Source organism: Sphingomonas sp. NFX23 (genome assembly GCF_049887795.1).
Taxonomy (GTDB): domain Bacteria; phylum Pseudomonadota; class Alphaproteobacteria; order Sphingomonadales; family Sphingomonadaceae; genus Sphingomonas.
Map to the genome: position 1 here is coordinate 682,989 of NZ_JAGEKH010000003.1, position 21,540 is coordinate 704,528.

At 63.4% G+C, this 21,540-nt stretch carries 21 protein-coding genes and 1 pseudogene; 7 read left to right on the plus strand and 15 right to left on the minus strand.

The window, feature by feature from the left end; all coding sequences use genetic code 11:
- Positions 1–113 precede the first annotated feature (113 nt).
- From J4O76_RS10770 to J4O76_RS10795, 6 genes are read right to left on the minus strand one after another with little or no spacing between them, the layout of a single operon-like run.
- Positions 114–887: an SDR family NAD(P)-dependent oxidoreductase gene (locus J4O76_RS10770; protein WP_426281793.1), complete on the minus strand. Its 774-nt coding sequence runs from the start codon at positions 885–887 to the stop codon at positions 114–116.
- Positions 884–2,380, minus strand: a complete 1,497-nt coding sequence (locus J4O76_RS10775; RefSeq protein WP_426281795.1) for a class I adenylate-forming enzyme family protein — start codon at positions 2,378–2,380, stop codon at positions 884–886. The genes J4O76_RS10770 and J4O76_RS10775 overlap by 4 nt, the downstream gene beginning before the upstream one ends.
- On the minus strand, positions 2,373–3,167 hold the full coding sequence (locus J4O76_RS10780; RefSeq protein ID WP_426281796.1) for an SDR family NAD(P)-dependent oxidoreductase: 795 nt from the start codon (positions 3,165–3,167) through the stop codon (positions 2,373–2,375). Before J4O76_RS10780 ends, J4O76_RS10775 begins: the two co-directional genes overlap by 8 nt.
- The gene (locus J4O76_RS10785; protein ID WP_426281867.1) at positions 3,160–3,504 is read right to left on the minus strand and encodes an EthD family reductase; all 345 of its coding nucleotides are present in this window, start codon (positions 3,502–3,504) and stop codon (positions 3,160–3,162) included. The genes J4O76_RS10780 and J4O76_RS10785 overlap by 8 nt, the downstream gene beginning before the upstream one ends.
- A 16-nt stretch (positions 3,505–3,520) precedes the next feature.
- Complete coding sequence (locus J4O76_RS10790) at positions 3,521–4,318, minus strand: enoyl-CoA hydratase/isomerase family protein (RefSeq protein ID WP_426281797.1); 798 nt, start codon at positions 4,316–4,318, stop codon at positions 3,521–3,523.
- Between the two features lie 41 nt (positions 4,319–4,359).
- Positions 4,360–5,052, minus strand: a complete 693-nt coding sequence (locus tag J4O76_RS10795) for a carboxymuconolactone decarboxylase family protein (RefSeq protein WP_426281798.1) — start codon at positions 5,050–5,052, stop codon at positions 4,360–4,362.
- A gap of 335 nt (positions 5,053–5,387) precedes the next feature.
- Between J4O76_RS10795 and J4O76_RS10800 the strand changes: the two genes are divergently transcribed.
- The 7 genes and pseudogenes from J4O76_RS10800 to J4O76_RS10830 all read left to right on the plus strand — a co-directional run bounded on the left by J4O76_RS10800 (position 5,388) and on the right by J4O76_RS10830 (position 13,083).
- On the plus strand, positions 5,388–6,626 hold the full coding sequence (locus J4O76_RS10800; protein ID WP_426281799.1) for an acyl-CoA dehydrogenase family protein: 1,239 nt from the start codon (positions 5,388–5,390) through the stop codon (positions 6,624–6,626).
- Positions 6,623–7,699, plus strand: a complete 1,077-nt coding sequence (locus J4O76_RS10805; protein WP_426281800.1) for a phosphotransferase family protein — start codon at positions 6,623–6,625, stop codon at positions 7,697–7,699. Before J4O76_RS10800 ends, J4O76_RS10805 begins: the two co-directional genes overlap by 4 nt.
- Before the next feature lie 116 nt (positions 7,700–7,815).
- Complete coding sequence (locus J4O76_RS10810; protein WP_426281802.1) at positions 7,816–10,185, plus strand: TonB-dependent receptor; 2,370 nt, start codon at positions 7,816–7,818, stop codon at positions 10,183–10,185.
- A 1-nt stretch (position 10,186) separates the two neighbouring features.
- On the plus strand, positions 10,187–11,449 hold the full coding sequence (locus tag J4O76_RS10815; protein WP_426281803.1) for a spinster family MFS transporter: 1,263 nt from the start codon (positions 10,187–10,189) through the stop codon (positions 11,447–11,449).
- Complete coding sequence (locus J4O76_RS10820) at positions 11,446–12,336, plus strand: SDR family NAD(P)-dependent oxidoreductase (protein WP_426281804.1); 891 nt, start codon at positions 11,446–11,448, stop codon at positions 12,334–12,336. The genes J4O76_RS10815 and J4O76_RS10820 overlap by 4 nt, the downstream gene beginning before the upstream one ends.
- Positions 12,337–12,374: 38 nt before the next feature.
- A pseudogene (locus J4O76_RS10825) lies at positions 12,375–12,920 on the plus strand (SDR family oxidoreductase); the annotation flags it as partial.
- Positions 12,910–13,083, plus strand: coding sequence for an SDR family oxidoreductase (locus tag J4O76_RS10830; protein ID WP_426281805.1), 174 nt, complete (start codon positions 12,910–12,912; stop codon positions 13,081–13,083). The pseudogene J4O76_RS10825 and the gene J4O76_RS10830, both read left to right, overlap by 11 nt.
- Before the next feature lie 4 nt (positions 13,084–13,087).
- Here the strand turns inward: J4O76_RS10830 and J4O76_RS10835 are convergent, their stop codons facing one another.
- The 9 genes from J4O76_RS10835 to J4O76_RS10875 all read right to left on the minus strand — a co-directional run bounded on the left by J4O76_RS10835 (position 13,088) and on the right by J4O76_RS10875 (position 21,401).
- A complete protein-coding gene (locus J4O76_RS10835) occupies positions 13,088–14,104 on the minus strand; it encodes an NADP-dependent oxidoreductase (protein WP_426281806.1) in 1,017 nt (338 codons plus the stop codon).
- Positions 14,101–15,108 carry an acyl-CoA dehydrogenase family protein gene (locus tag J4O76_RS10840; RefSeq protein WP_426281808.1) on the minus strand — a complete coding sequence of 336 codons (1,008 nt, stop codon included), beginning with the start codon at positions 15,106–15,108 and terminating at the stop codon, positions 14,101–14,103. The genes J4O76_RS10835 and J4O76_RS10840 overlap by 4 nt, the downstream gene beginning before the upstream one ends.
- 1 nt (position 15,109) lies before the next feature.
- Complete coding sequence (locus J4O76_RS10845; protein WP_426281809.1) at positions 15,110–16,285, minus strand: acetyl-CoA C-acetyltransferase; 1,176 nt, start codon at positions 16,283–16,285, stop codon at positions 15,110–15,112.
- 19 nt (positions 16,286–16,304) lie between these two features.
- A complete protein-coding gene (locus J4O76_RS10850; RefSeq protein WP_426281868.1) occupies positions 16,305–17,480 on the minus strand; it encodes an acyl-CoA dehydrogenase family protein in 1,176 nt (391 codons plus the stop codon).
- Positions 17,480–18,628 carry a thiolase family protein gene (locus J4O76_RS10855; protein ID WP_426281810.1) on the minus strand — a complete coding sequence of 383 codons (1,149 nt, stop codon included), beginning with the start codon at positions 18,626–18,628 and terminating at the stop codon, positions 17,480–17,482. The genes J4O76_RS10850 and J4O76_RS10855 overlap by 1 nt, the downstream gene beginning before the upstream one ends.
- Complete coding sequence (locus J4O76_RS10860) at positions 18,625–19,053, minus strand: Zn-ribbon domain-containing OB-fold protein (RefSeq protein WP_426281812.1); 429 nt, start codon at positions 19,051–19,053, stop codon at positions 18,625–18,627. Before J4O76_RS10860 ends, J4O76_RS10855 begins: the two co-directional genes overlap by 4 nt.
- 63 nt (positions 19,054–19,116) lie before the next feature.
- Positions 19,117–19,890 carry a helix-turn-helix transcriptional regulator gene (locus J4O76_RS10865; RefSeq protein WP_426281814.1) on the minus strand — a complete coding sequence of 258 codons (774 nt, stop codon included), beginning with the start codon at positions 19,888–19,890 and terminating at the stop codon, positions 19,117–19,119.
- A gap of 100 nt (positions 19,891–19,990) precedes the next feature.
- Positions 19,991–20,605: a TetR/AcrR family transcriptional regulator gene (locus J4O76_RS10870; protein ID WP_426281816.1), complete on the minus strand. Its 615-nt coding sequence runs from the start codon at positions 20,603–20,605 to the stop codon at positions 19,991–19,993.
- An 85-nt stretch (positions 20,606–20,690) separates the two neighbouring features.
- Entirely contained in the window at positions 20,691–21,401 is a 711-nt protein-coding gene (locus J4O76_RS10875; RefSeq protein WP_426281817.1) for a carboxymuconolactone decarboxylase family protein, read from the minus strand.
- Between the last annotated feature and the right edge of the window lie 139 nt (positions 21,402–21,540).

Sequence of the window (21,540 nt, forward strand, 5' to 3'; positions counted from 1 at the left end):
CGTGCTCGACCCCCAACTTGCGGCGCCGCGGTAGCCGTTCACCGGGAAAACCAGCGTCAGTTCGGCGGTGCGACACGCGGTATGGCACTGACCAACCCTGGTATGCCAAACCCTCAAAGCGTCTGTCCGTCGTCGATCGTCATCACCGAACCGGTCAGGTTCCGGCTTGCATCGGACGAGAAATACAGGATCATCGCGTCAAGCGCGTCGCTGTCCATAACGCGCTTTCGTGGAAAGGACGCGAGCAGCCCCTGCCCCGCCGGCTGATCCCAAAGCGTCTCGTTCATTTCGGTGGAGATGTAGCCGGGGCAAAGCACGTTGACGTTGATGCCCTTGCGCGCCCAGTCCTTCGCCAGCGATCGCCCCATCTGGGCGACGGCAGCCTTTGTCGCACTGTACGGCGCAATGCCCGCCCCCGGCTGATGCGCGGTGATCGACGATATTATCGTGATGCGACCATGTTCGCGGTCCTGCGATCCGGCTGCCACCATGCGCCGCGCACCTTCGCGTGCCGTCAGGAACACACCGCGCAGATTGACCGCGACGATCCGGTCGAAGGCGTCGGCCTCCAGCCCGAGAGAACTGCCTGCGACGTTCAGTCCGGCGTTGGCAATGACCGTATCGACCGGGCCGAAGCGTGCTGCGGCTTCGTCATAGGCCGCGATGATCGAGGCCTCGTCGGTGACATCCATCGCCAGCGGCAGCGCTTCGCCGCCATTGTCCGCTATCTCCTGCGCAAGCGTGTCGAGCAGTTCGGCACGCCGCGCGCCGATCACCGCTTTCGCACCGCTCGCCGCCAATATGGTCGCAAACCGACGCCCCAGTCCCGAGGATGCCCCTGTGACCAGCGCGACACGGCCGGTCAGATCGAACGAAAATCCAGTCATGCCGACACCAGTGCGGCAACCGCACGCGCGGCCATGGCCTTCTTGTCGAGCTTTCCGGTCGCGCCGATCGCCATCTCATCGACCAGGACCAGATGTTCCGGCCATTTCTTGCGCGACATGCCTTCGCGTTGGAGATGCGCGATCATCTCGTCGAAACTGATTGGCGACGCGCCATCGCGTATCCGACAGACTGCGCAAGCCTGCTCGCCAAGCTTGCGTTCCGGAACGCCGACCACTGCCACTTCGGCAAGTGCCGGATGGCGCAGTAGCGCGGCTTCGATCTCGGCGGGGTCGATGTTCAGGCCGCCGCGAATGATCTGGTCCTTGATCCGACCCACCACCCGGACATATCCCTCATCGTCGCGCACGATCTCGTCGCCGGTCAGGTAGTAGCCGTCGGGCGTCATGCGCTCCTGTCCGGCTCCCAGATTCTCGGCATAGCCCAGGAACAGCGAGGGTCCGCGCACGCCCGCCTGTCCACGCCCACCGCGTGGCAGCGAGCGACCATCCAGATCGAAGGCTTCCTCGAGCGTTCCCGGGAAGGGTCGCCCATCGGTCGATTGTCGCCGCAACAGCGTGTCTGCCGGCACGGTCGAACAATGTCCCATGCATTCCGACATGCCGAACATACGCAGCGCCTTCAGGCCCAGCAGAGCATCGGCATCGGCGATCAATTCAGGCGTCATGGCACTACCGCCAACGGCCACGGCGCGTAACGGCAATCGCCCCGACCACGCGCCTGTCTTTGCCGCCTCCACCATCGTATAAAGGTGCGTCGGCACCATGATCGCCCAGCCGCAGCCATGAAGGGTCGCACGTCGCATCGCTGTCACGGGGTCCCATGGATCGATCAACACGAGGGGGTGGCCAAGCGACAGGGCGAAATGCGCGGTGAACGTGAAGCCCGGCGCGCTGTCGAGCGGTACGATCCCCAGGATCGAGTCTCCTGGCTTCAGGCCGGCGTTGGCAGCGCAGGCACGCGTCGCGTAGTTCAACGCCGTCGACCCGTGCATCACACCCTTGGGCACGCCTGTAGTACCGGACGTGAACCCGATCAGCGCGGCGTCGCGGTTGCGAAAATCGTTGGAGCGAGCTGTCGAAGGAACGGGATCGATACGGATCGCGTCGTCGGGATCCACGAAGATGTGCGCGGCATGGCTCAGCCGGCTCTCCAGCATCGTCCGGTCGGCGTCGGACAATTTCGGCGAATAGGGGCAGAAGATCGCCTCGCACGCCGATACGGCGAGCGCGATGACCAAGGTGCTCGCACGCTTGTGCCCGGCGACCAGCACGCGGGATCCTGCGCCGACTCCCGCCGCACGCAGACGGACCTGGAGGGTATCCGCCTCGGCGCGAAGCTCGCCCCGTGTCCATCGTCGATCATCGCAATCGACCAGAGCCGTCGCGACTGGATCTTCGTCGGCCCTCGCCACGAACTGCGGCCACAGCCGGTCGTCCGACCAGACAAGTCCATCCGCGCTCAGGTCAGCCAATGGATTGCCCTCCGTCCACGAGGAAAGTCTGGCCGGTAATGAAACTGCCGGCCTGGGAGGCAAGTAGGGCCAGCGTACCTGAGACTTCGTCGGGGTGTCCGAAGCGCCCCATCAGGATGCGTGCCCGAGTTTTTTCCTGAATCGCGGGATCGAGCGTCTCGGTCATGCCGGTCTCGATCGATCCGGGCGCGATCGCATTCACGCGTATGCCGTGTTCAGCCCATTGCGCAGCCAGATCACTCGTCAGGTGGACGATAGCCGCCTTGCTCGTCGTGTACGGCACGACCTGGCCATCCGCAGGGCGGTAGGAGATGAAGGCGCCGACCGAGGCGATGTTGACGATCGCACCACCGCCATGCGCGATCATGTGCCGTGCCGCATGCCGGCACGCGAGGAACGTGCCGGTGACGTTCACCTCCATGACCTTGCGCCAGCCCTTGAGCGGAATGTCCTGTGGGAGCCCCCACCACGAGGCGCCGGCATTGTTGACGAGGATATCGAGACCGCCAAGTCGCGCGATCGTCTCGGCCATGGCGGCCTCGACGGAGTCCTCATCCGAAATATCGCAGGACAGTCCGATCGCCTGCGTGCCAAAGCGCTCGGTGATCGTGTTGGCCAACGCAACACATTCGTCGCCGTTGCGGGAGGCGAGTGCCACGGCGCAGCCTAGATCCGCCAAGGTCGCGGCCATTGCCTCCGCTAGTGCGCCGCGTCCGCCCGTGATGAGCGCACGCTGGCCGTCCAGTCGAAAGCCTTGCGCCATAAAGCCAGGAGAGAGTTCACTCATCTCCATACTCCTTCGACCGAACCGGCCCTTCCAGCAGATCGACCTCCTCGGTGATCAGGATGATGCGGCGGCCGCCCATTCCCCGGGTCTGGGCGGTCGCCGCCTTCCATTCGGGCGAGGCGAAGGCGACGTCGAGCGCCGCCTGATCAACGAAGGTCAGCACGGCGTGCCCGTCCCATCCCGGCGTTTCGGGACTGTCATAGTCCTTCGTCACGACGCCGTGGCGATACGCGACGAGACCAGGCAGCACCCGGGCGGCATCGGCATGGGGCCCGCGCCACCACTCGGTGAAACGCGCCTGCGTCCAGTCGTCGGGACGGCTTGCGAGCACGACCATGCTGACCTTCGTCACCTTAGTTGCCCGTCCAGACCGGCTTGCGCTTCTCGAGGAACGCGGCGACGCCTTCCTTCGCATCGGCGGAATGGTGGACGACGTTGCAGGTCATCGTCTCAAGCGTGATGAGCGTGTTCGTGTCCGCGTCCATGCCGCGGTTCAGCGCCATCTTGGTCATCCACATGCAGAACGGGCTCTTGTCGATCAGCGGCGCGCAGAAGTCGGCGATCAGCGCATCGAACTTGTCGGCGGGCGCAGACGCGTTGCACAGGTTCCACTCGACCGTCTCGTCGCCGGTCAGCAGCTTGCCGGTCAGCATCAGTTCCTTAGACTTGCGCATGCCGATGTAGCGCGGCAGGCGATAAATCGGTCCGGCACCGCCGAATAGCGCGCGGCGGATATGGAAATCGCCGATCTTCGCCTCCGATGCAGCCAGTGCGAAATCGCACGAGATCATCAGCTCGAAGCCACCAGCGACGGCATAGCCTTCGACTGCAGCAATGGTCGGCTTCGACATGTTGTAGATCTTGTCGTAGGTCCGCGCCGAATCGATCGCGAGCTGTAGCGAAACCGTGCTTTCGTGCAGCACCGGACCGACCAGCTGATCCAGATCGGCGCCGGAGCAGAACGTGTTGCCGCGTCCGCGAAACACCACGGCCAACGCCTTCTTGTCGGCAGCAGCGCGATCGACTGCGGCCTCGAGTTCGCGCAGCAGCTGAGGGCTGACGCAGTTCCGCTTGTGAGGCCGGTTCAGCCAGATCGTGCAGATACCATTATCCGCCAGTTCATACTGGATGACGTCTTTTTCGAGTTCCATGTCGCTCTCCGTTTTTAGTGATGGAAGTACTTGTAGAAAGTTCAGTCCGCTGCCGGTTCCAGCAGCGCGCCAACGGCCATCCAGGCGGCAACCCCTGCTGCGGGGATCGCGCAGAGCACCGCTTCGGCGATTTCCTCGTCGCTGGCGCCCGCCCGGCGGGCACCGCGAACATGCGTTACCGCCATCGGGCTATACCCGGCTGCGAGGATCGCCAGCAGCAGCAGTTCGCCATGCTTGGGCGACAGCGGGTTCGCGTCGATGCTGCCCCGACGCATGAGATAATATGCGTCCGCTGCCCGCGGCACGAGCCGCAGCAACTGGGCGAGTGGCGGCGGAATCGTTCCGAAATACGCCTCGAAATTGGCGACCGCTTCGCCAGGCGCAGCGTCGGGTAGCTGCTGTGGTTTCGGCAACTCGCCCAACGCCATGGCGCTGGTCACCAGTTGGGCGAATTCCAACGCCGCACCTTCACCGCGCAGGCTGCTCAAGACGATGATTCCGGCGGTTGCCTCCGTCACGGTGAGACCCAGACCCACGCCACGAACAAGTTCGCGGCGAGCAAGATCGGGATAGCGCCGATCGATCGCCGTGACCGCGACGAACAACGCCTTCAACCGCGCCGGAACGGCTCCGTCCCGATCGATGACGTCGCGAAAGGCCGCATACCCAGCCAGCGTGTAAGGGGCGTGAGACCGCAGCAATGCCGCGTCTTCCAGCCCGTTCGACGAACTCATCAGCACTATCCTCTCTCGCCGCCAATTGTGTCGACCGTCCGGTCGGGCGTCAATCTATTTTCTTGGTTGGCGGTCCGGTGGTCGCGATTACCACCCTGCCAAACCGATACTCCAACGTCAGTATCTAAGCACCGTCCGACCGGACGGTCGCCTGTCTAATTGGTCAATGGATATCCGAATCGATCTCTGCCGAACCCGGCGATTTGGCGCGTCCATGTTCCGCCCCAGGCGCCACAAGACCGGTTGACAGCCGACCGGTCGGTCGAATAGCTCTGGCAGGACACGACCGACCGGTCGATTGAGTGATCATTTATCCGTTAGGCAGGGGTAGCCGCATGAATTTCGAGCATTCGGATCAATCGCAGGCCTGGATGGCCCGTGTCCGCGCCTTCATGGACGAGCATATCATTCCTGCCGTCCCGGTTTATCACGAGCAAGCCGCGAAACTGGATCGTTGGAAAGATATTCCACCGATATTCGAAGAGCTTAAAGACAAAGCCCGCAACGAAGGATTGTGGAATTTCTTTATGCCCCCGTCGGAGCATGACGGTGAGTTCTTCACCAGTCCCGGGCTGACGAACCTCGATTACGCCCCGATCGCGGAGCTGATGGGTCGCGTGTCGTTCGCGAGCGAAGTCTTCAATTGCATGGCGCCCGACACCGGCAATTTCGAGGTCCTTCACCGCTATGGCACGCCGGCACAGAAGGCGCGTTTCATGGTGCCGCTGCGTGACGGGATCACGCGGTCTGCGTTCCTGATGACCGAACCCGCCGTCGCCTCGTCCGACGCGCGCAACATACAGACCGCGATCCGCCGCGATGGCGACGAGTATGTCATCAACGGTCGTAAATGGTGGTCGTCCGGTGCGGGCCATCCCAAGTGCGACTTCTTCATCCTCATGGGCAAGACCGATCCTGACGCGCCTGCCTATAAACAGCAGTCGATGATCCTGGTACCGCGCGACACGCCGGGCGTGACCTTGCTGCGCCACCTGCCCGTATTCGGTTACGATCACGCGCCGCACGGCCATTTCGAGGTATTGCTCGAGGACGTTCGCGTGCCCGTCGACAACATGCTGCTCGGCGAGGGACGCGGCTTCGAGATCGCGCAGGGCCGCCTCGGGCCCGGCCGAATCCATCATACCATGCGCAACATCGCGACGATGGAAGTGGCGCTGGAAAAGATGTGCCGGCGACTCCTGACCCGCCATACGTTCGGCAAGGCGATTGCCGAACATTCGGTGTGGGAAGAGCGGATCGCGCGCGCGCGCTGCGAGATCGAGATGACGCGCCTCCTATGCCTGAAGGCGGCCGACATGATGGACACCGTGGGCAACAAGGCCGCCCGCGCGGAAATCGCGATGATCAAGATCGCCGCGCCCCGCATGGCGCAGCAAATCGTCGACGATGCCATTCAGGCGCATGGCGGTGGAGGCGTCAGTGACGATTTCGGACTGGCCGAGTTGTGGGCGAACACCCGCATCGTCCGTCTGACCGATGGCCCCGACGAAGTGCACGAACGTCAGCTCGCACGCATGGAATTCGACAAGTACCGTGGGGAGTTGGCGGCATGAGTGCTCCCGCTGCAACGATCGGCCAGACCGAAGCAGTCGTGCCTGGTACCCAGTTCGACGAGGCGACGCTGAAGCGTTACCTCGTTGGGGCAGTACCTGGGTTTTCTGGTCCCATGGCCGTCGATCAGTTTCAGGGCGGCCAGTCCAATCCGACATTCCTGCTGACGACTCCGGATGCCAAATATGTATTGCGCCGGAAGCCGGCTGGCGTCCTGCTCGCGTCGGCGCATGCGGTGGATCGCGAATATCGCATCACGCGCGCGCTGTTCGAAGCGGGGCTGCCCGTTCCCGAACCGCTGGTGCTGTGCGAGGACCTCGATGTCATCGGCACGATGTTCTACGTCATGCGACATGTACCCGGCCGCGGCTTCTGGGACCCCCGCATGCCGCAATTGTCCCCGGCCGAGCGCGCGGCGGTGTATGATTCCGCAAACGACACGCTCGCCCGACTTCATCGCGTTGATTATGCGGCGCTCGGTCTCGCCGACTATGGTCGCCCGGGAAATTATTTCGTCCGTCAAATCTCGCGCTGGACGCGCCAATACGAGGCGTCACTGACGGTCGATATACCAGAAATGGACTGGCTGGCCGAGTGGCTGCCAGGGGCCATTCCGCCTAGCGACGAACGCACGACGATCATCCACGGTGACTATTCGTTCCACAATCTTCTGATCCACCCGACCGAACCGCGCGTCGCGGCGGTGATCGACTGGGAACTGTCGACGTTGGGGGATCCGCTCGGGGACCTGACCTATCACATGATGGAGTGGTTTCGCCCCGAGGGGGTTGATGTGCGCGGAACGTTGCGCGGCGCCGACCTGACGGCCCTCGGTATCCCGACGCCCGAGGCTTATGCCCGGACGTATTGCGAACGCACAGGGTTCGACGTCGACCCCACGCATCCCTTCTACACCGCGTTCAACCTGTTCCGGGTTGCGGCCATCTTGCAAGGCATCGCCGGGCGCGCGCGAGACGGTGTGCAGACCGCCGCCAATGCAGGCGAAATCATCCAGCGGATCCGTCCCCTCGCCTTGGCCGCATGGCATTCAGCGCGCGAAGCCGGAGCAGGCTGACCTTCCTTTCGTGGCCCGAAACCTACCGTCGGGTCACAGCGACCATCTGACTACGGAGCGAAACAAGCGACCATCAGATCCGACAACAGATCGGACGATATAAAGGAGAGGATTACATGACGCGATCGATGATTCCGTTGGCGCTAGGTGTTTCGACGCTAGCCCTGCTTACTCCGATGACGGCTTATTCCCAAGCCGCCGGCACCACGACGCCGGGGGAACAGGAACCCGTTATTCCGACTACGCCAGCCCCCCCGGCCGGCAGCGTGACGGACGCGGTACCGACGCCGCAGGCAGCAGCGGCAACTGGCATCGCCGGCGACATCATCGTCACCGCGACGCGGCGGTCCGAACGTCTCCAGAATGTACCGATCGCCGTCAGCGCGCTGGGGGAAGAGCAAATTCAGGCTCGCAAGGTCGACAATTTCGCCGAGATCGTGAAGATCGCACCTGGCCCCACCTTCGTACCGGTCAAAGGTACATCGGTCGTTACGGTACAAATCCGTGGTCAGGGTACCATCAATGATTCACCCGGTCTGGAAAGTCCGGTCGGGGTGTATATCGACGACATATTCTACGGGACGCTCGCGTCCTTCGACGCCAATCTCTATGACGTCTCCCAGGTGTCGATACTTCGCGGGCCGCAAGGAACGACTTTTGGGCGCAACGCCGTGGGCGGCGCGCTCGTCGTCACCAACAACATGGCCGAGATTGGCGTGAACAGCGGCCGCGCGACGTTGACTGGGGTCACTTATAAAGGTGGTCGTGGCGGATTGGAGGCTGACGGATTCATCAACGTACCGATATCGGAAACTCTCGCCGGACGTTTCGCTTACAGCGTGAAGTCGGTTGGCGGATATCAGCACAATTTGATCACCGACAACTACCTCGCGAATAACAAGGTATCTTCCTATCGGGCGTCTGTTCGCTGGCGGCCCAACGAGAAATGGAACATCGTCGCGAGCGGCTCCTACCTACGCCGCGTTGGGTCCGGCGATGGCCCTACCATCGTCGGCGACGGCGCCCTGGCAGCATCGGTACAAGAACGAACGAACGGCAATCTCCACAAAGTGCTTCTCGATGACGATGGGTTCACGCGGCGTACGATCGGCACCGCGTTGCTCAATGCGAGTTACGAGACCGCCATCGGACAGATCAGTTCGATCACGGGATACCGATATCTGAAGTCGAGGCTGGCGGAAGACGCCGATGGAGGCCCGAACCCCGTCAACTTTCCTTCACTCAACACGAACGACGAGTGGCAGGTAAGTCAGGAATTCCGGTTCACATCAGACCTTGGCGGCCCCTTCGATTTCGTCGCGGGCGCATATTTCGGCTATGAGGACTTGAACCACAAGATCACGTTCGGTTTCGACGGTCGCGATCCGAACCTCTTCTTCTCGGTCCTCAATGCGGGTCGATATACGCCAGGTCAGACGTTCGAGGGACAGATCGAGAATCGCAGCTTCGGACCGTATGCCGAGGGAAAATACAAGTTCACGGACAAATTGTCGCTGACCGCCGGCCTTCGTTACAGCTACGAGCGCAAAACGGGCTACACGCAGCATATCGGATCGTCTCCGTTCCAGGGCGGTCCTTACTTCCAGCAACTGCCGGCCAATGACGATGCGGTCGACAGCTGGAAAGGTTGGACCCCGCGCGTCATCGCGGAGTATCACCCATTCCGTGGCAGCCTGTTTTACGCATCGGCGTCGCGCGGCTTTCAGGGTGGCGGCTGGTCGTTCAACGTCCGAACGCCGCTGGCTGCCGCTACACCGCTGCGCGCCCAAACGACATGGAGCTATGAGGTCGGCACGAAGACCGATCTCTTCAATCGTGCTCTCACCATCAATATCGCTGCCTTCCACGCCGACACGGCTAATCTCCAAGTGCGCTCTCAGGTGGACGGCGTGTTTCAAGACTCGAATGCAGGGAAGCTTCGGTCTCGCGGCGTCGAAGTCGAGGCAGTGTTACGTCCCACGTCCAACCTGTCGATCGGCGCCAATTATGCTTACACCGATGCTTTTTACGCGAGTTTCGTCGGATGCACTGCAGCAGGTCTGAATTGCACCGGCAATCAAGCTCCATTCACGCCAGAGCATGATTTTACTGCCCTTCTCGATTATACTGCCGACCTTGCGAGCGGCGCTTCGGTGATTTTTCACTTCGATACGAAGTTTGCCAGCCCGTTCCAAGTTACCTCAACCGGACTTGGCCAGCCCGCAGTACGACTGACCGAGCGCAAGAATGTTGCCAATACTTCTTTGACTTTCAAACCGGCCGCCGCCGACTGGGATATCCGTGTCTGGGCGCGCAATCTGTTTGACAAACAATATGCCACCAACGGTCTCCAGTATAACTTCTATCATGTGTCGCGCGCCGAAGTGGCCGCTGCAGGTGGCTTGGGCAATCTTGACGTTGAACGGATCACCGTCGGCGCACCGCGGACGATCGGTGCGACCCTGACGATACGATATGGGAAATGATATGATGGGACAGGCCGCAGATACCCCGACGACGGCATCACGACGGATCGCATTGCTGGTGTTGATCGTGGTGTCGGTGTTCAACTATCTCGATCGGACAGTGATCTCGATCCTGCAGGTGCCGATCAAGCGCGACCTGTCCCTCAGCGATGCTCAGCTCGGCGCGTTGACCGGGCTGACCTTCGCCCTGTTCTATTCCACGCTTGGCGTTCCGATCGCGCGGCTGGCCGATCGGTACAGTCGCAGGATCGTGATTGCCGGATCGTTGTTGTTGTGGAGCGCGATGACTGCGGTAAGCGGGTTCGCTGGCAGCTTCGCCATGCTTGTCTTCTTCCGCATCGGCGTGGCGCTGGGAGAGGCTGGCAGCATTCCCGCAAGCCATTCGATGATCGCCGACTATTATCCGCCGGAGCGCCGAGCGACGGCACTCGGCATCTGGGGGCTCGCACTGCCGATCGGGGTGATGCTGGGGTATCTGTCGGGCGGCTGGCTCGCCCAGGCGATCGACTGGCGGGCCGCATTGTGGATTATCGGAGGGATCGGCGTCGTGCTGGCACCGATCGTCCTGATGATGCTCCGGGAACCGGTTCGCGGGCGCTACGATGCCGGGCCCGCCCCCGACGCCATGCCGTGGCGCGACGGGCTGGCGCTGATGGCGCGACGGCCGAGCCTGTTGCTGCTGTTCGCCGGTGGCGCGCTGAACAACGTCGTGCTCAGCGTCGCGCTGAACTGGAACGCGCCATTCTATACGCGGCTGCACGGCATGGCGCTTGGTGACGTCGCAACTGCGCTGTCGCTGATGACAGGCCTTGGCGGGGCGATCGGTATTTTCCTGGGAGGGTGGCTGACCGACCGTATCGGGGCCGACAAGCCCCATCTCCGGCCGGTATTAACCGGAATTGCGCTGATCGCGGTCACGCCTGCCGCACTCGTCCAGCTGTTGTCGCCATCGACCACGGTATCGCTGATCGCGTGCGCGGTGACGGTCATGCTGCTGTTCTTCTATTATGCGCCGATCATCGCGATGACCCAGACGCTGGTGCCCGCATCGATGCGGGCATTCACGTCGTCCATCCTGCTACTGTCGGTCAATCTTATCGGGCTCGGCCTTGGGCCATGGCTGACGGGCGTCCTGAGCGACGTCATCGGCATGGGCGACCAGTCGTTGCGTTATGCAATGGCCGCGATGTCCTTCGTCGGAATTTTCGCAGGGTCGTGCTTCCTGCTCGCCGCCCGTTATTACAAAAAGGATCTGGCAAAATGAGCGATTGGTCGAACGGCTGTGCCGTGATTACCGGTGGCGGCAGCGGGATTGGCGCTGCGCTTGCGCGCCACGCAGCGACATTGGGCATGAACGTCGTGCTCGCGGATATCGCGGTCGAAGAGGCGCAAGCGGTCGCCGACGAGATCGGCGCCGACCGTGCGATCGCGCTGCGCTGCGACGTGTCCTCCGAAGCGGACGTGGCCGCGCTTGCCGATGCCGCGGAAGCCAGGTTCGGCCGTGTCGGCCTGCTCTGCAACAACGCGGGGATCGTGCCTGGTGGGCGTCATCGACGCGTGTGGGAATATACCGAAAACGACTGGCAATGGTCGCTCGGCGTCAATTTGGGGGGCGTATTGAACGGCATGCGCGTGTTCGTGCCCCGGCTGTTGGCGGCGGAAGCGCCTGCGCATATCATGAACACGGCCTCGGTTGCCGGGCTGGTCAGCGGCTCGGGATCGGCCTGTTACGGTGCGGCGAAGCACGCCGTGGTCCGCGCGACAGAGGCCCTGTATGCTGGCTTGCAGGAAATGGACGCTCCGATCGGCGTCACGTTGCTCCTGCCCGGACTGGTAGCGACGCGGATCTACGATGCCGAGCGGTCTCGTCCGCAAGCGTTGGCAGGGCCAGGTGGCCCGCCCAGCGAGTCCGCCGCTCTGGAAGCGATGCGCGACGATCTCTATCGCGGTGCACTTACCGCCGAACAGACCGCCACGATCGCCTTCGACGCGATCCGACAGAATCGCTTCTACGCGACGACGACCGACGCGTTCGATGCCGCAATTCGCGCCCGTGCCGATGCGATCCTCTCCCGGACGAACCCCCATTTCGAGAGCATCGTCGACATGAGCCGCAAGGATGCCGGATTGGCCGTCACGTCGGCCGGATGAGCTTCGTCGGCCGCTCCGTACTGATCACCGGTGCGGCAATGGGCATCGGCCTCGCTACCGCGCGTCGTTTCCTCGAACGTGGGGCCGATGTCTGGCTCGCAGACCGAGACGAACGCGCGCTCGCGTCTGCGTGCGGTGAACTCCCCCTTGCCCGCCGCGATCGTACCATCGTGCTCGACGTCACGAACGAAGATAACTGGGCGGACGCCGCCAGTCGCATCGCCACGGCCGGCGGGTTGGACGTGCTGATCAACAACGCCGGGCGGGGTCATTTCCGTATGCTCGCCGAGACCAGCCTTGCCGAGTGGCGCGAGATCCGGGCGGTCAATGTCGACGCGCTGTTCCTGGGCACACGCGCGATGCTTCCGATGCTTGTCGCGTCGGGATCGGGTGCGATCGTCAACGTCGCGTCGATCCGGGGCATGATCTCGGGGCCGGGATCGGGTTCGTATAGTGCCGCAAAAGGTGCGGCGCGCATGTTCGGCAAGGCGGCCGCGTTGGAGTTCGCGGCGCTCGGCAACGGCGTGCGCATCAATACGGTCAATCCCGGCCTGATCGACACCCCGCTATCGCGTGCGGTATTCAACGATCCCACTGCGTCTGCCAGGCGATTGGCGGACATCCCGCTCGGTCGCGCCGGGACTGCGGGAGGAAGTCGCGGACGCTATTGTCTTTCTCGCGAGCGACGAGGCCGCCTATATCACAGGTGCGGACGTGACGATCGATGGCGGCCAAACTGCGGGCTGACGCCTCACGCCGTGACCAGCAGCGTCCCGTCATTGCTTCCGTCAAACAGTGCAACGAACGCTTCGGGCAGACGCGCGAACCCGGCGCGCTCGTCGATGCGGACGGTGAGCCGGCCTTCGTCAGCCCAGTGCCGCAACTTGGCGCGCGCGACAGCAGCGCGCCCGACGAAATCACCGACCACGAACCCTTCCATGCGGATGCGGCCATAGACCAGCTTCATCATGTCTCGCGGCCCTGGAGCGCCGCCTGCCCGGTCGTAGGACGAGATTTGCCCGCACAAGACGATACGGCCGCGGTCCGCCATCGCGTTCGCCGCAGCCTCGAGCTGCTCGCCACCGACATTGTCGAAGAACACGTCGATGCCACCGGGACACAGTTCAGCCAAGCGGGCTGGAACGTCATCGTTGCGATAATCGATCGCTGCCGTCGCACCGAGTTCTTCGACCAGCTTGCGACATTTGTCGGGGCCCCCTGCGATACCGATCACGCGACAGCCTATGATCCCCGCGATCTGACAGACAAGCGAGCCTACCGATCCTGCCGCACCTGATACGACGACGGTTTCTCCCGCCAAAGGCCGTCCGACGTCCAGCAATCCGAAATAGGCCGTCAGACTGTTGGGTGAATACAGGCCAAGCGCCTCGATGAACGTCACGTCGGAAGGTATCGGAAATGGCGGAACCGGGGCTGCACTCGGACGAAGCACGCTCCAGTCCTCCCACCGCGCCATCGCGACCATCCGCGTGCCAACGGGATGATCCGGATGGTTCGACTGCACGACCTCACATGCTGTCATGCCTGCGATCGTGCCGCCGATCGGGATCGAGCCGCGATAGCTCGCGGGTCCGGCGTTCAACCAGTTGCGGATCGTCGGGGCCACTGCGAAGATATGGTTGCGGACCAACACTTCGCCTTCGTCCAGCGCGGGAGGCGCGAATGGCTCGGTCAGCATGACAAAATCGTTTGTCGCGACCCGCCCGTCGGGCCGCTTGGCCAAAGTCCACTTGCGGTTGAACGTCACGCCGCGAGCGCCACGCGCGCCTCGCTGGCGCTGCCAAATGCACGTGCCAGCAGCATGACCCGGCGCAGGCCACGTCCGACCGGGAGTTCGTCGGTCACGCCCATCCCGCCGTGAAGGTGCACCGCCTCCTCGGCAAGCCGCTGTGCCGCGTCCGCGACATAGGCCTTGGCGCCCAGCACACCGCGCACGAACCCGGCGTCATCGCGGTCGACGATCGCGGCTTTCAGCATAAGCGATCGCGCCTGTTCAAGCGCGACGAACATCCGCGCCAACTTGTGCTGAACGACCTGAAAGCTGCCGATCGCGACGCCGAACTGCTGGCGTTGGCGCACATACTCCACGGTCTGCTCGTACAGCGTAGACATCGCCCCCACCAATTCTGCGACGTGGCAAAGGCGAATCATTGCCAAGGTCGTATCGCCGTCCCCTTGCGTCAGGGCCAGAGCGGGCGTGCCGTCAAACCGCACCATGCCGGCAGCCGATCCGTCGATCAGCCGCACCGGGTCGATCGAAAGCCCCTCGGCGTCGCGTTCGACGAGCCAGGTCGCGCCGTCGCCTATCACGACCAGTGCGGCTGCATCGACTGCCGACAAAACGAAATCCGCGCGTCCCGTCAGCCGCCCGCCATCGGTCGAAACATCGGCCACCGCGACGGCGAGCACATGATCGCCCGTCATTGCCGGTGCTACCCATGTCTCGATCGCTGCGGCGTCGCCCCCACGCGCGATCGCATCCGCGGCGCCAACGATCCCCTCGGCCAATGGCGTGATCGCAAGCGCGCGGCCGAACTCTTCTGCCACGATCATCACGTCCTGCGGACCGCCGCCCAGGCCGCCCGCTGCTTCGGGCAACAGGAAGCCGAAGAGTCCCAGTTCGCCCAGCGCATGCCAGTCATCCTGCGAGATCGGCCCCTCGCCGGCCGTTGCAGGGTCCGTCCGATCCGCCAGAAAGCGGCTGACGGTATCGCGCAACAGGACCTGTTCCTCGCTGGGGGTGATGTTCATGTCACACCCGCTCCACGATCGTGACGTTGGCAATGCCCCCGCCTTCGCACATCGTCTGCAAGCCGTACCGCCCACCGCGCGCATGCAGCGCGTGAACGAGGGTCGCCATCAGCTTCGTGCCCGTCGCACCCAGGGGATGACCAAGTGCGATTGCACCGCCATTCACGTTGAGCCGCGCTGGATCGGCACCGAGCGCGGACAGCCACGCCATCGGGATCGATGCGAACGCCTCGTTCACCTCGAACAGGTCGATCTGATCCAGCGCCATGCCCGCCCGTTGCAGCGCGCGACGGGTCGCGGAGATAGGCTCCTCCAGCATGATGACGGGATCGCCCGCCGTCACGGTAAGGTTGTGGATGCGCGCGAGCGGCGTCAGGCCATTAGTCCGAACCGCTTCGGCCGAGGCGACTAGGACACCGCTGGCGCCGTCGCAGATCTGGCTGGCAGTCGCTGCGGACAACGTGCCCTTCTCGCTTAAGAGCTTGACCGAACCGATCGACTCGAGCGACGCGTCGGCACGTACGCCCTCGTCATGATCATGCACGACCGAATTGCCATCGGGATCGATCGTCGTGACCGGAACGATCTCGGCAGTGAAGGCGCCGGACGCGCGAGCGGCTACCGCCTTACGGTGGCTTTCCAGCGCATAGGCGTCCATCGCAGCTCGGTCGAAACCGTATTTGTCGGCGATCATCTGTGCACCGGTGAACTGGCTGAAGCCCTCGACGCCGTAGCGTTCCAAGATCTTCGCCGAGAAGGGACTGCCGCCCATTCCGGCCTTGGCGGCGAGTGTCACCGGCGATCCCATATGGACACGGGACATGCTCTCGACGCCGCCGGCGATCACCAGATCCTGTGTGCCCGACATCACCGCTTGAGCCGCAAAGTGCAGCGCCTGTTGCGAGCTGCCGCATTGGCGATCGATCGTGACGGCGGGCACGCTGTCGGGCAGCGACGAAGCAAGTACGACGTTGCGGCCAAGTGCGAAGGTCTGCTCGCCGATCTGGCTGACGCAGCCGATGATGACGTCGTCGATCGCCGATGGATCGACACCGGTCTCGGCGATGATGGCGTCGAGTATCGTCGCACCCAGGTCGGCAGGATGAATCCCCGCAAGCCTGCCATTGCGACGGCCGCCGGGAGTACGTTTTGCTGATACGATGAAAGCTTCTGGCATGAAAATGGTCCTTCGATGGTCAGAGGCCGACGGCGGCCTTGGCAATGATGGTGAGCTGGATTTCGCTGGTGCCGCCGAAGATCGACCACGCCCGCGCGTTGAGATAGCGTGCGGCGGCCAAGCCTGCCTCGGGCGGGCCGACCAGTGCGGGCGCGTCGTAGGCGTGGAACGGGCGTTCGGCGGGGAGCTGCAAGCTCGCCATGCCGAACGCGTCGATCGCAAGGCCCTCGATCCCCTGGCGGATTTCAGAGGCGATGAGTTTCACCGCGAGGCTACGCGCATGCGGTGGATTGCCCTGCTCGATCTCCAGCAACGTGCGCAACTCGGTCATCTCGAGCGCTTCGGCCTCCAGCCGCAGCCGGACGGCGCGATCCGCCAGTTCGCCCCTCAACGTCGTGGCGCGCGTCAGACGATCGAGATCGGCCAGCAATTGCGGCGCATAGCCGGTACCACCGCGCTCGTTCTCGAGCAGGAACTTGGCGATCGTCCACCCCTGCCCTTCCTCGCCGACCAAGTTTGCAACGGGGACACGGACGTCTTCGAGAAAGACCTCGTTCAGTTCATGGTCTCCCGATGCACTCAGGATAGGTCGCACGGTAACACCGGGCGATGCCATGTCGATCAGCAGGAACGAGATGCCGCGCTGCGCCTTGACGGTGGCGTCGGTGCGTACCAGCGCGAACATCCAGTTCGCGAATTGCGCCTGCGTCGTCCAGATTTTCTGCCCAGAAACGATATACTCGTCGCCTTCGCGCACCGCGCGCGTGCGGAGCGAGGCGAGGTCCGAGCCTGACCCCGGTTCCGAAAACCCCTGTGCCCAGATGTGCTCGCCGCTGCGCAATGCGGGCAGAAACCGCTCCTGCTGTTCATCGCTGCCATAGGTATACAGGACAGGCCCGACCAGCTTCAGTCCCATACCGGGCAGGATCGGTGCGCCCGCGGCCGTGCATTCGGTCTCGAATATCCAGCGGCGCACGGCATCCCATCCGGGTCCACCGGCCGCTTGAGGCCAGAAATAGACAAGCCAGCCCTTGGCGTTCAACGCCGCCTGCCATGCAAGATACACGTCGGGTTCGGCGAACACGCCCGATGTCAGGGTTGCGCCCCGCCGCATCGCCGGCGTCAGCGCGTCCTGCAGGAACGACCGCACCTCCGTACGGAAAGCCTGCTGTTCTGGGGATAGCGAAAGATCCATCACGCGCGCTCCACGATCGCGACGCCCGAGACGCCGGGGGCGCCATAGACGTGACTATAGCCCAACCGGGGGCTGCCCGGCACCTGCCGCGCGCCAGCCTGGCCGGTCAGCTGGCGGTAATTCTCGTACACCTGCCGCAGCCCCGAGGCGCCGACCGGCTCCCCGCACGCGAGGCATCCGCCATCGGTGTTCACCGGCAGCGCACCGCCAATCCGCGTGCGTCCCTCGGCCAGCCACCGTTCCTGCTCGCCATCGGCACAGAAACCGTTCTCGGCCATGTGCATGATCTCTGCCCCGCTTTCGGTATCCTGCAATTGCGCGACGCCGATATCGGCAGGACCAACCCCTGCCATCTCATATGCAGCGCGCGAGGCGATCTCGGTGGGCGATGGCCCACGATCGATTTCCAGCGCCGGCGAAAAGACCTCGAACGACCCCGGCGGGCGGCTACGGACCGCTGCCGCACGAAGCCGCACCATCGGCAATCCCAGTTCGCGCGCGCGCTTGCCACTGGCGAAAATCAGCGCGACCGCGCCTTCGCCGGGCGAGCAGAACATGAACTTGGTCAGTGGATCGCTCACCATGGTCGAGTGCAAAATCGTGTCCGCATCGACCGGTTCGCGCCGCCATGCATGCTCGGTCAGCGCCCCATTTGCGAACGCCTTCTCCGCGACTGCCGCGAGGGTCGATGGAGTAATGCCGTAAGCCGCCATGTACCGTTGGATCTTCATCGCGAAGAACTGCGTGGTCAGCATCAGGCCGGTTTCACCATACCATTCGGGCAGGCCCCATTCGGCAGGCTTCGGATCGAAGGCACCGCGCGGATGCTTGTCGAAGCCGACAGCAATACCCAGGTCGAACTCGCCCGACTTGATCGTCGTATAGGCGCCGAACATCGCCGAGCCACCGGTCGCGCAACCGTTCGACACGTTGATGAACTGCAAGCCGGTCAGTCCCAGATCGGAGACCATGGTGTCGGCTTTGCCCGCGGCGTCCGATCCGCCATAGGCGAACTGCACGTCGGGCCAGGCAAGACCCGCATCGGCGAGTGCCGCGCGCACCGCGAACGCCCCCTGCTGCAAGCCGCTGCGGCCCGGCGTACGGCCAAACGGGTGAATGCCAGCACCGATGATGAAGACGTCGCTCATGCCGCCAACACCGCTGGCGCGAAAGCGAAGGTCGTACGAACCTCTCCATCCATTCGCGTAAAGGCCTGCGCCACCAGCGTCATCGGCATGTCGATCGCGAACCGGTCGATCGGTGCGCCGGTCAGCCGACCCTCGACGATCAGTGCCTCACCCAGAGCCACATAGCCGACCGCATAGGGTTCGAACGCTTCGGGCCCCGCATAGGGCGGCGACTTGGGACGGAAGCGCTGCACCGTCCACGACCACAAACGGCCTTCGCGGGGCAAAGTTACCGTTTCAAAACGGTCCTCGTCATCGGGTAGCGGAAAGGCGATCGCGCCCGTCATGCGATTGCGGCCCGCCAACAAGGCGACGTCGCCCTGTCCATCGCGGACAAGCAAGCGATCGTCGATCAGGGGCGCATCTTCCAGCGGTGCATCCAGCATATCTCTCTCTCCTTGGTTCGAGAGACTAGCGGCATCGCCAATGATACGCCGCTGACCTTTGTGTCAGCGCACCTTGCCGAGAAATCCGAGCTGCGCCGCCTTGAACAGCGCCTGGTCGCGATTGACGGCATCGAGCTTCTGCGCGGCGGAGCGGATATGAAAGCGGATGGTGGTGCGCTTCAGGCCAAGGATGGTCGCGATATCGTCGTTGGTCTTGCCTGCCCCCGCCCACCGCAGGCACTCTACCTCCCGCTTCGTCAGCGCCACCCCCGCCAGCTGCTCGCGTGGCTGTTCTGTTGCCTTGGCGTAGCTGGTGATGAAGATTCGCGCGAGCAGCGCCAGTGCCTCGTCATGCGCGCCGAAGATCGCGCTCAGGTCCTCCACGTCATGATCATGATGGACGAAACTCGCAGCACCGATCTGACCGAACGGGAGATGCACCGGCGCTACGATCGCCGCGCGCGTGAACGCCCGTGCCTCGAAATCGGAGAGATCGAGCGCTTCGAGCGCGCGATTACGCGACCGCGAATAAATGCCGCTTCTGTTGCACCAGAACGGTTCCCCCTCCAGCCGACACGCCTTGGGCAAAGGCGACGTCAGTCCGAGCAGGGGTACTTCCCACCATAACGCCCCAGCCTCGCCTGGCGTGAAGACATCGCCGGCGAGTACGCGGCCGTCCACATCCTTCATCGGCGTCGAGGTGGCGATATTGTGCGTGATGTTGACGAGTAGCCCGGTGCGCTCGCTCACCGCATCGCGCAGCGCCTCGGCAGCCGGACGTATGTCTGCGGACGTCTGTATCCGTACCGCGTCGAGGATATCGTCGTCGATCAGCATGGCAGCGTGGAGGGACTCACCGTCCAAGCATAAACACGGTGAGGATCAGGTCGCGATCGGTCGTACATGGACGGGGTCTAACAGGATCGCCGCCGGCGCGTTACCCCTGCGATGGGTTGGTCTTGAGCCCGTCGAAGAAGGGTTGGCATAGCGCATCCGCGACTTGCTCCGGCGTCTGCGTCGGGGCCAGCGGCGGGTACCATTTATACGCCCAGTTGCACATGCCCAGGAAGCCGTAGGTCGTAATGGTCGGATCGACGCTGCGGAATTCACCGCTCGCTATGCCCGCCTCGATCAAGCCCTTCACGCGGGCAAAATAATCGCGCCTTGCCTGGCGGATAGCATCGCGCATTTCCCCTTCCAGATCACCGTAATTGTCCATGAAGGCACGAACATAGCCCGGATGGTTGGCGATCTGGGTCAGGATGCCGACGCACGCCGCGCGCAGCGACGGCACCGGATCAGAGCCCTCCTCCACCGAAAGCCCGGCAAGCAAGGCCTGGATATGCGTGTCGTGGATAGCGTACAGAATGGAAATCTTGCTCGGGAAGTAATGGTATAGCGTCGGCTTTCCCATGCCGACTTCGTCCGCGAGCATCTGCATCGACGTATTGTGATACCCGACTTTGTCGAACAGGCCGGCGCAATGCTCGATGATCGCAATACGCTTCTCATCATGCGCTTCCGTGCGAACCTTGGTCGTCTTTGCCGGCATGCGGTGTCGTATCCTGTTGTCTAGCAGTTATCGTTCGTATGCCGTTCGAGCGCGTGCGTCCATGCATCCGCGCAGTCTTGGACTGTTATCCGCTCTTTGGCGCTTCCATCGCGGTTGCGCCGATCACCCATGCCGACAACCCGGCGACCGGGACCGCGCAGAGGATGGCTTCGGCGATCTGGGCCTCGGTCGCGCCTGCTTTTCGTGCGCCATCGATGTGAACGGAGGCCCAATTACTATAGTCCGCGGCGAGCACGGTCACGAGCAGGAGCTCCGCATGAGTCGGCTCCAATGCGGTCCCCGACAGCGTCCCCTCACGCATGAGATAATAGGCGTCGGCGCCGGTAGGCACGAGATCGAGCAACAGTCGAAGCGATGGCGGCACCGTACCAAAATATTTGATGAAGTTGCCTTCCGCCTCTCCTGGGGCGACCTCAACCGGCTGCTCGTCGGCCTCGATCACGGCATCGTCGGGATAAGTCACACTCAGCACTTCGGCGAAACGCAGCGCCGCCCCCTCGCCTCGCGAACTCGACAGGATCGTCATCGCCGCGGCGGCATGCTCGCTCGTCAGCCCAGCGGTCGCGGCCTGCGCCAACTCTCGTCGCGCCATCGCCTCATAGCCTTTCGTACAGGCGGCCGCGGCGACAAACAGACGCTTGAGCGAAGCCGGCAGCGCACCGTCCTCCTCGACCACCTTACGAAACCGCGCATAACCCGCGACGGTCTTCGGAGCGTTGGAGCGCAGTCGCCCGCTTGAAAGCAGCGGATTGGCTTGGGGGGCGTCGCGAGTCACGTCTTTCTCCTTCAAGCAGAAGCCGATGAGCCTTGGTTCGGCCTGTGTGCCGCCCTTCTTAACGACCATCCGGACGCTGACAACAGTTGACGACCGACCGTACGGTCGATTATCCGTCGTGACGATAATCGAGAAGGAT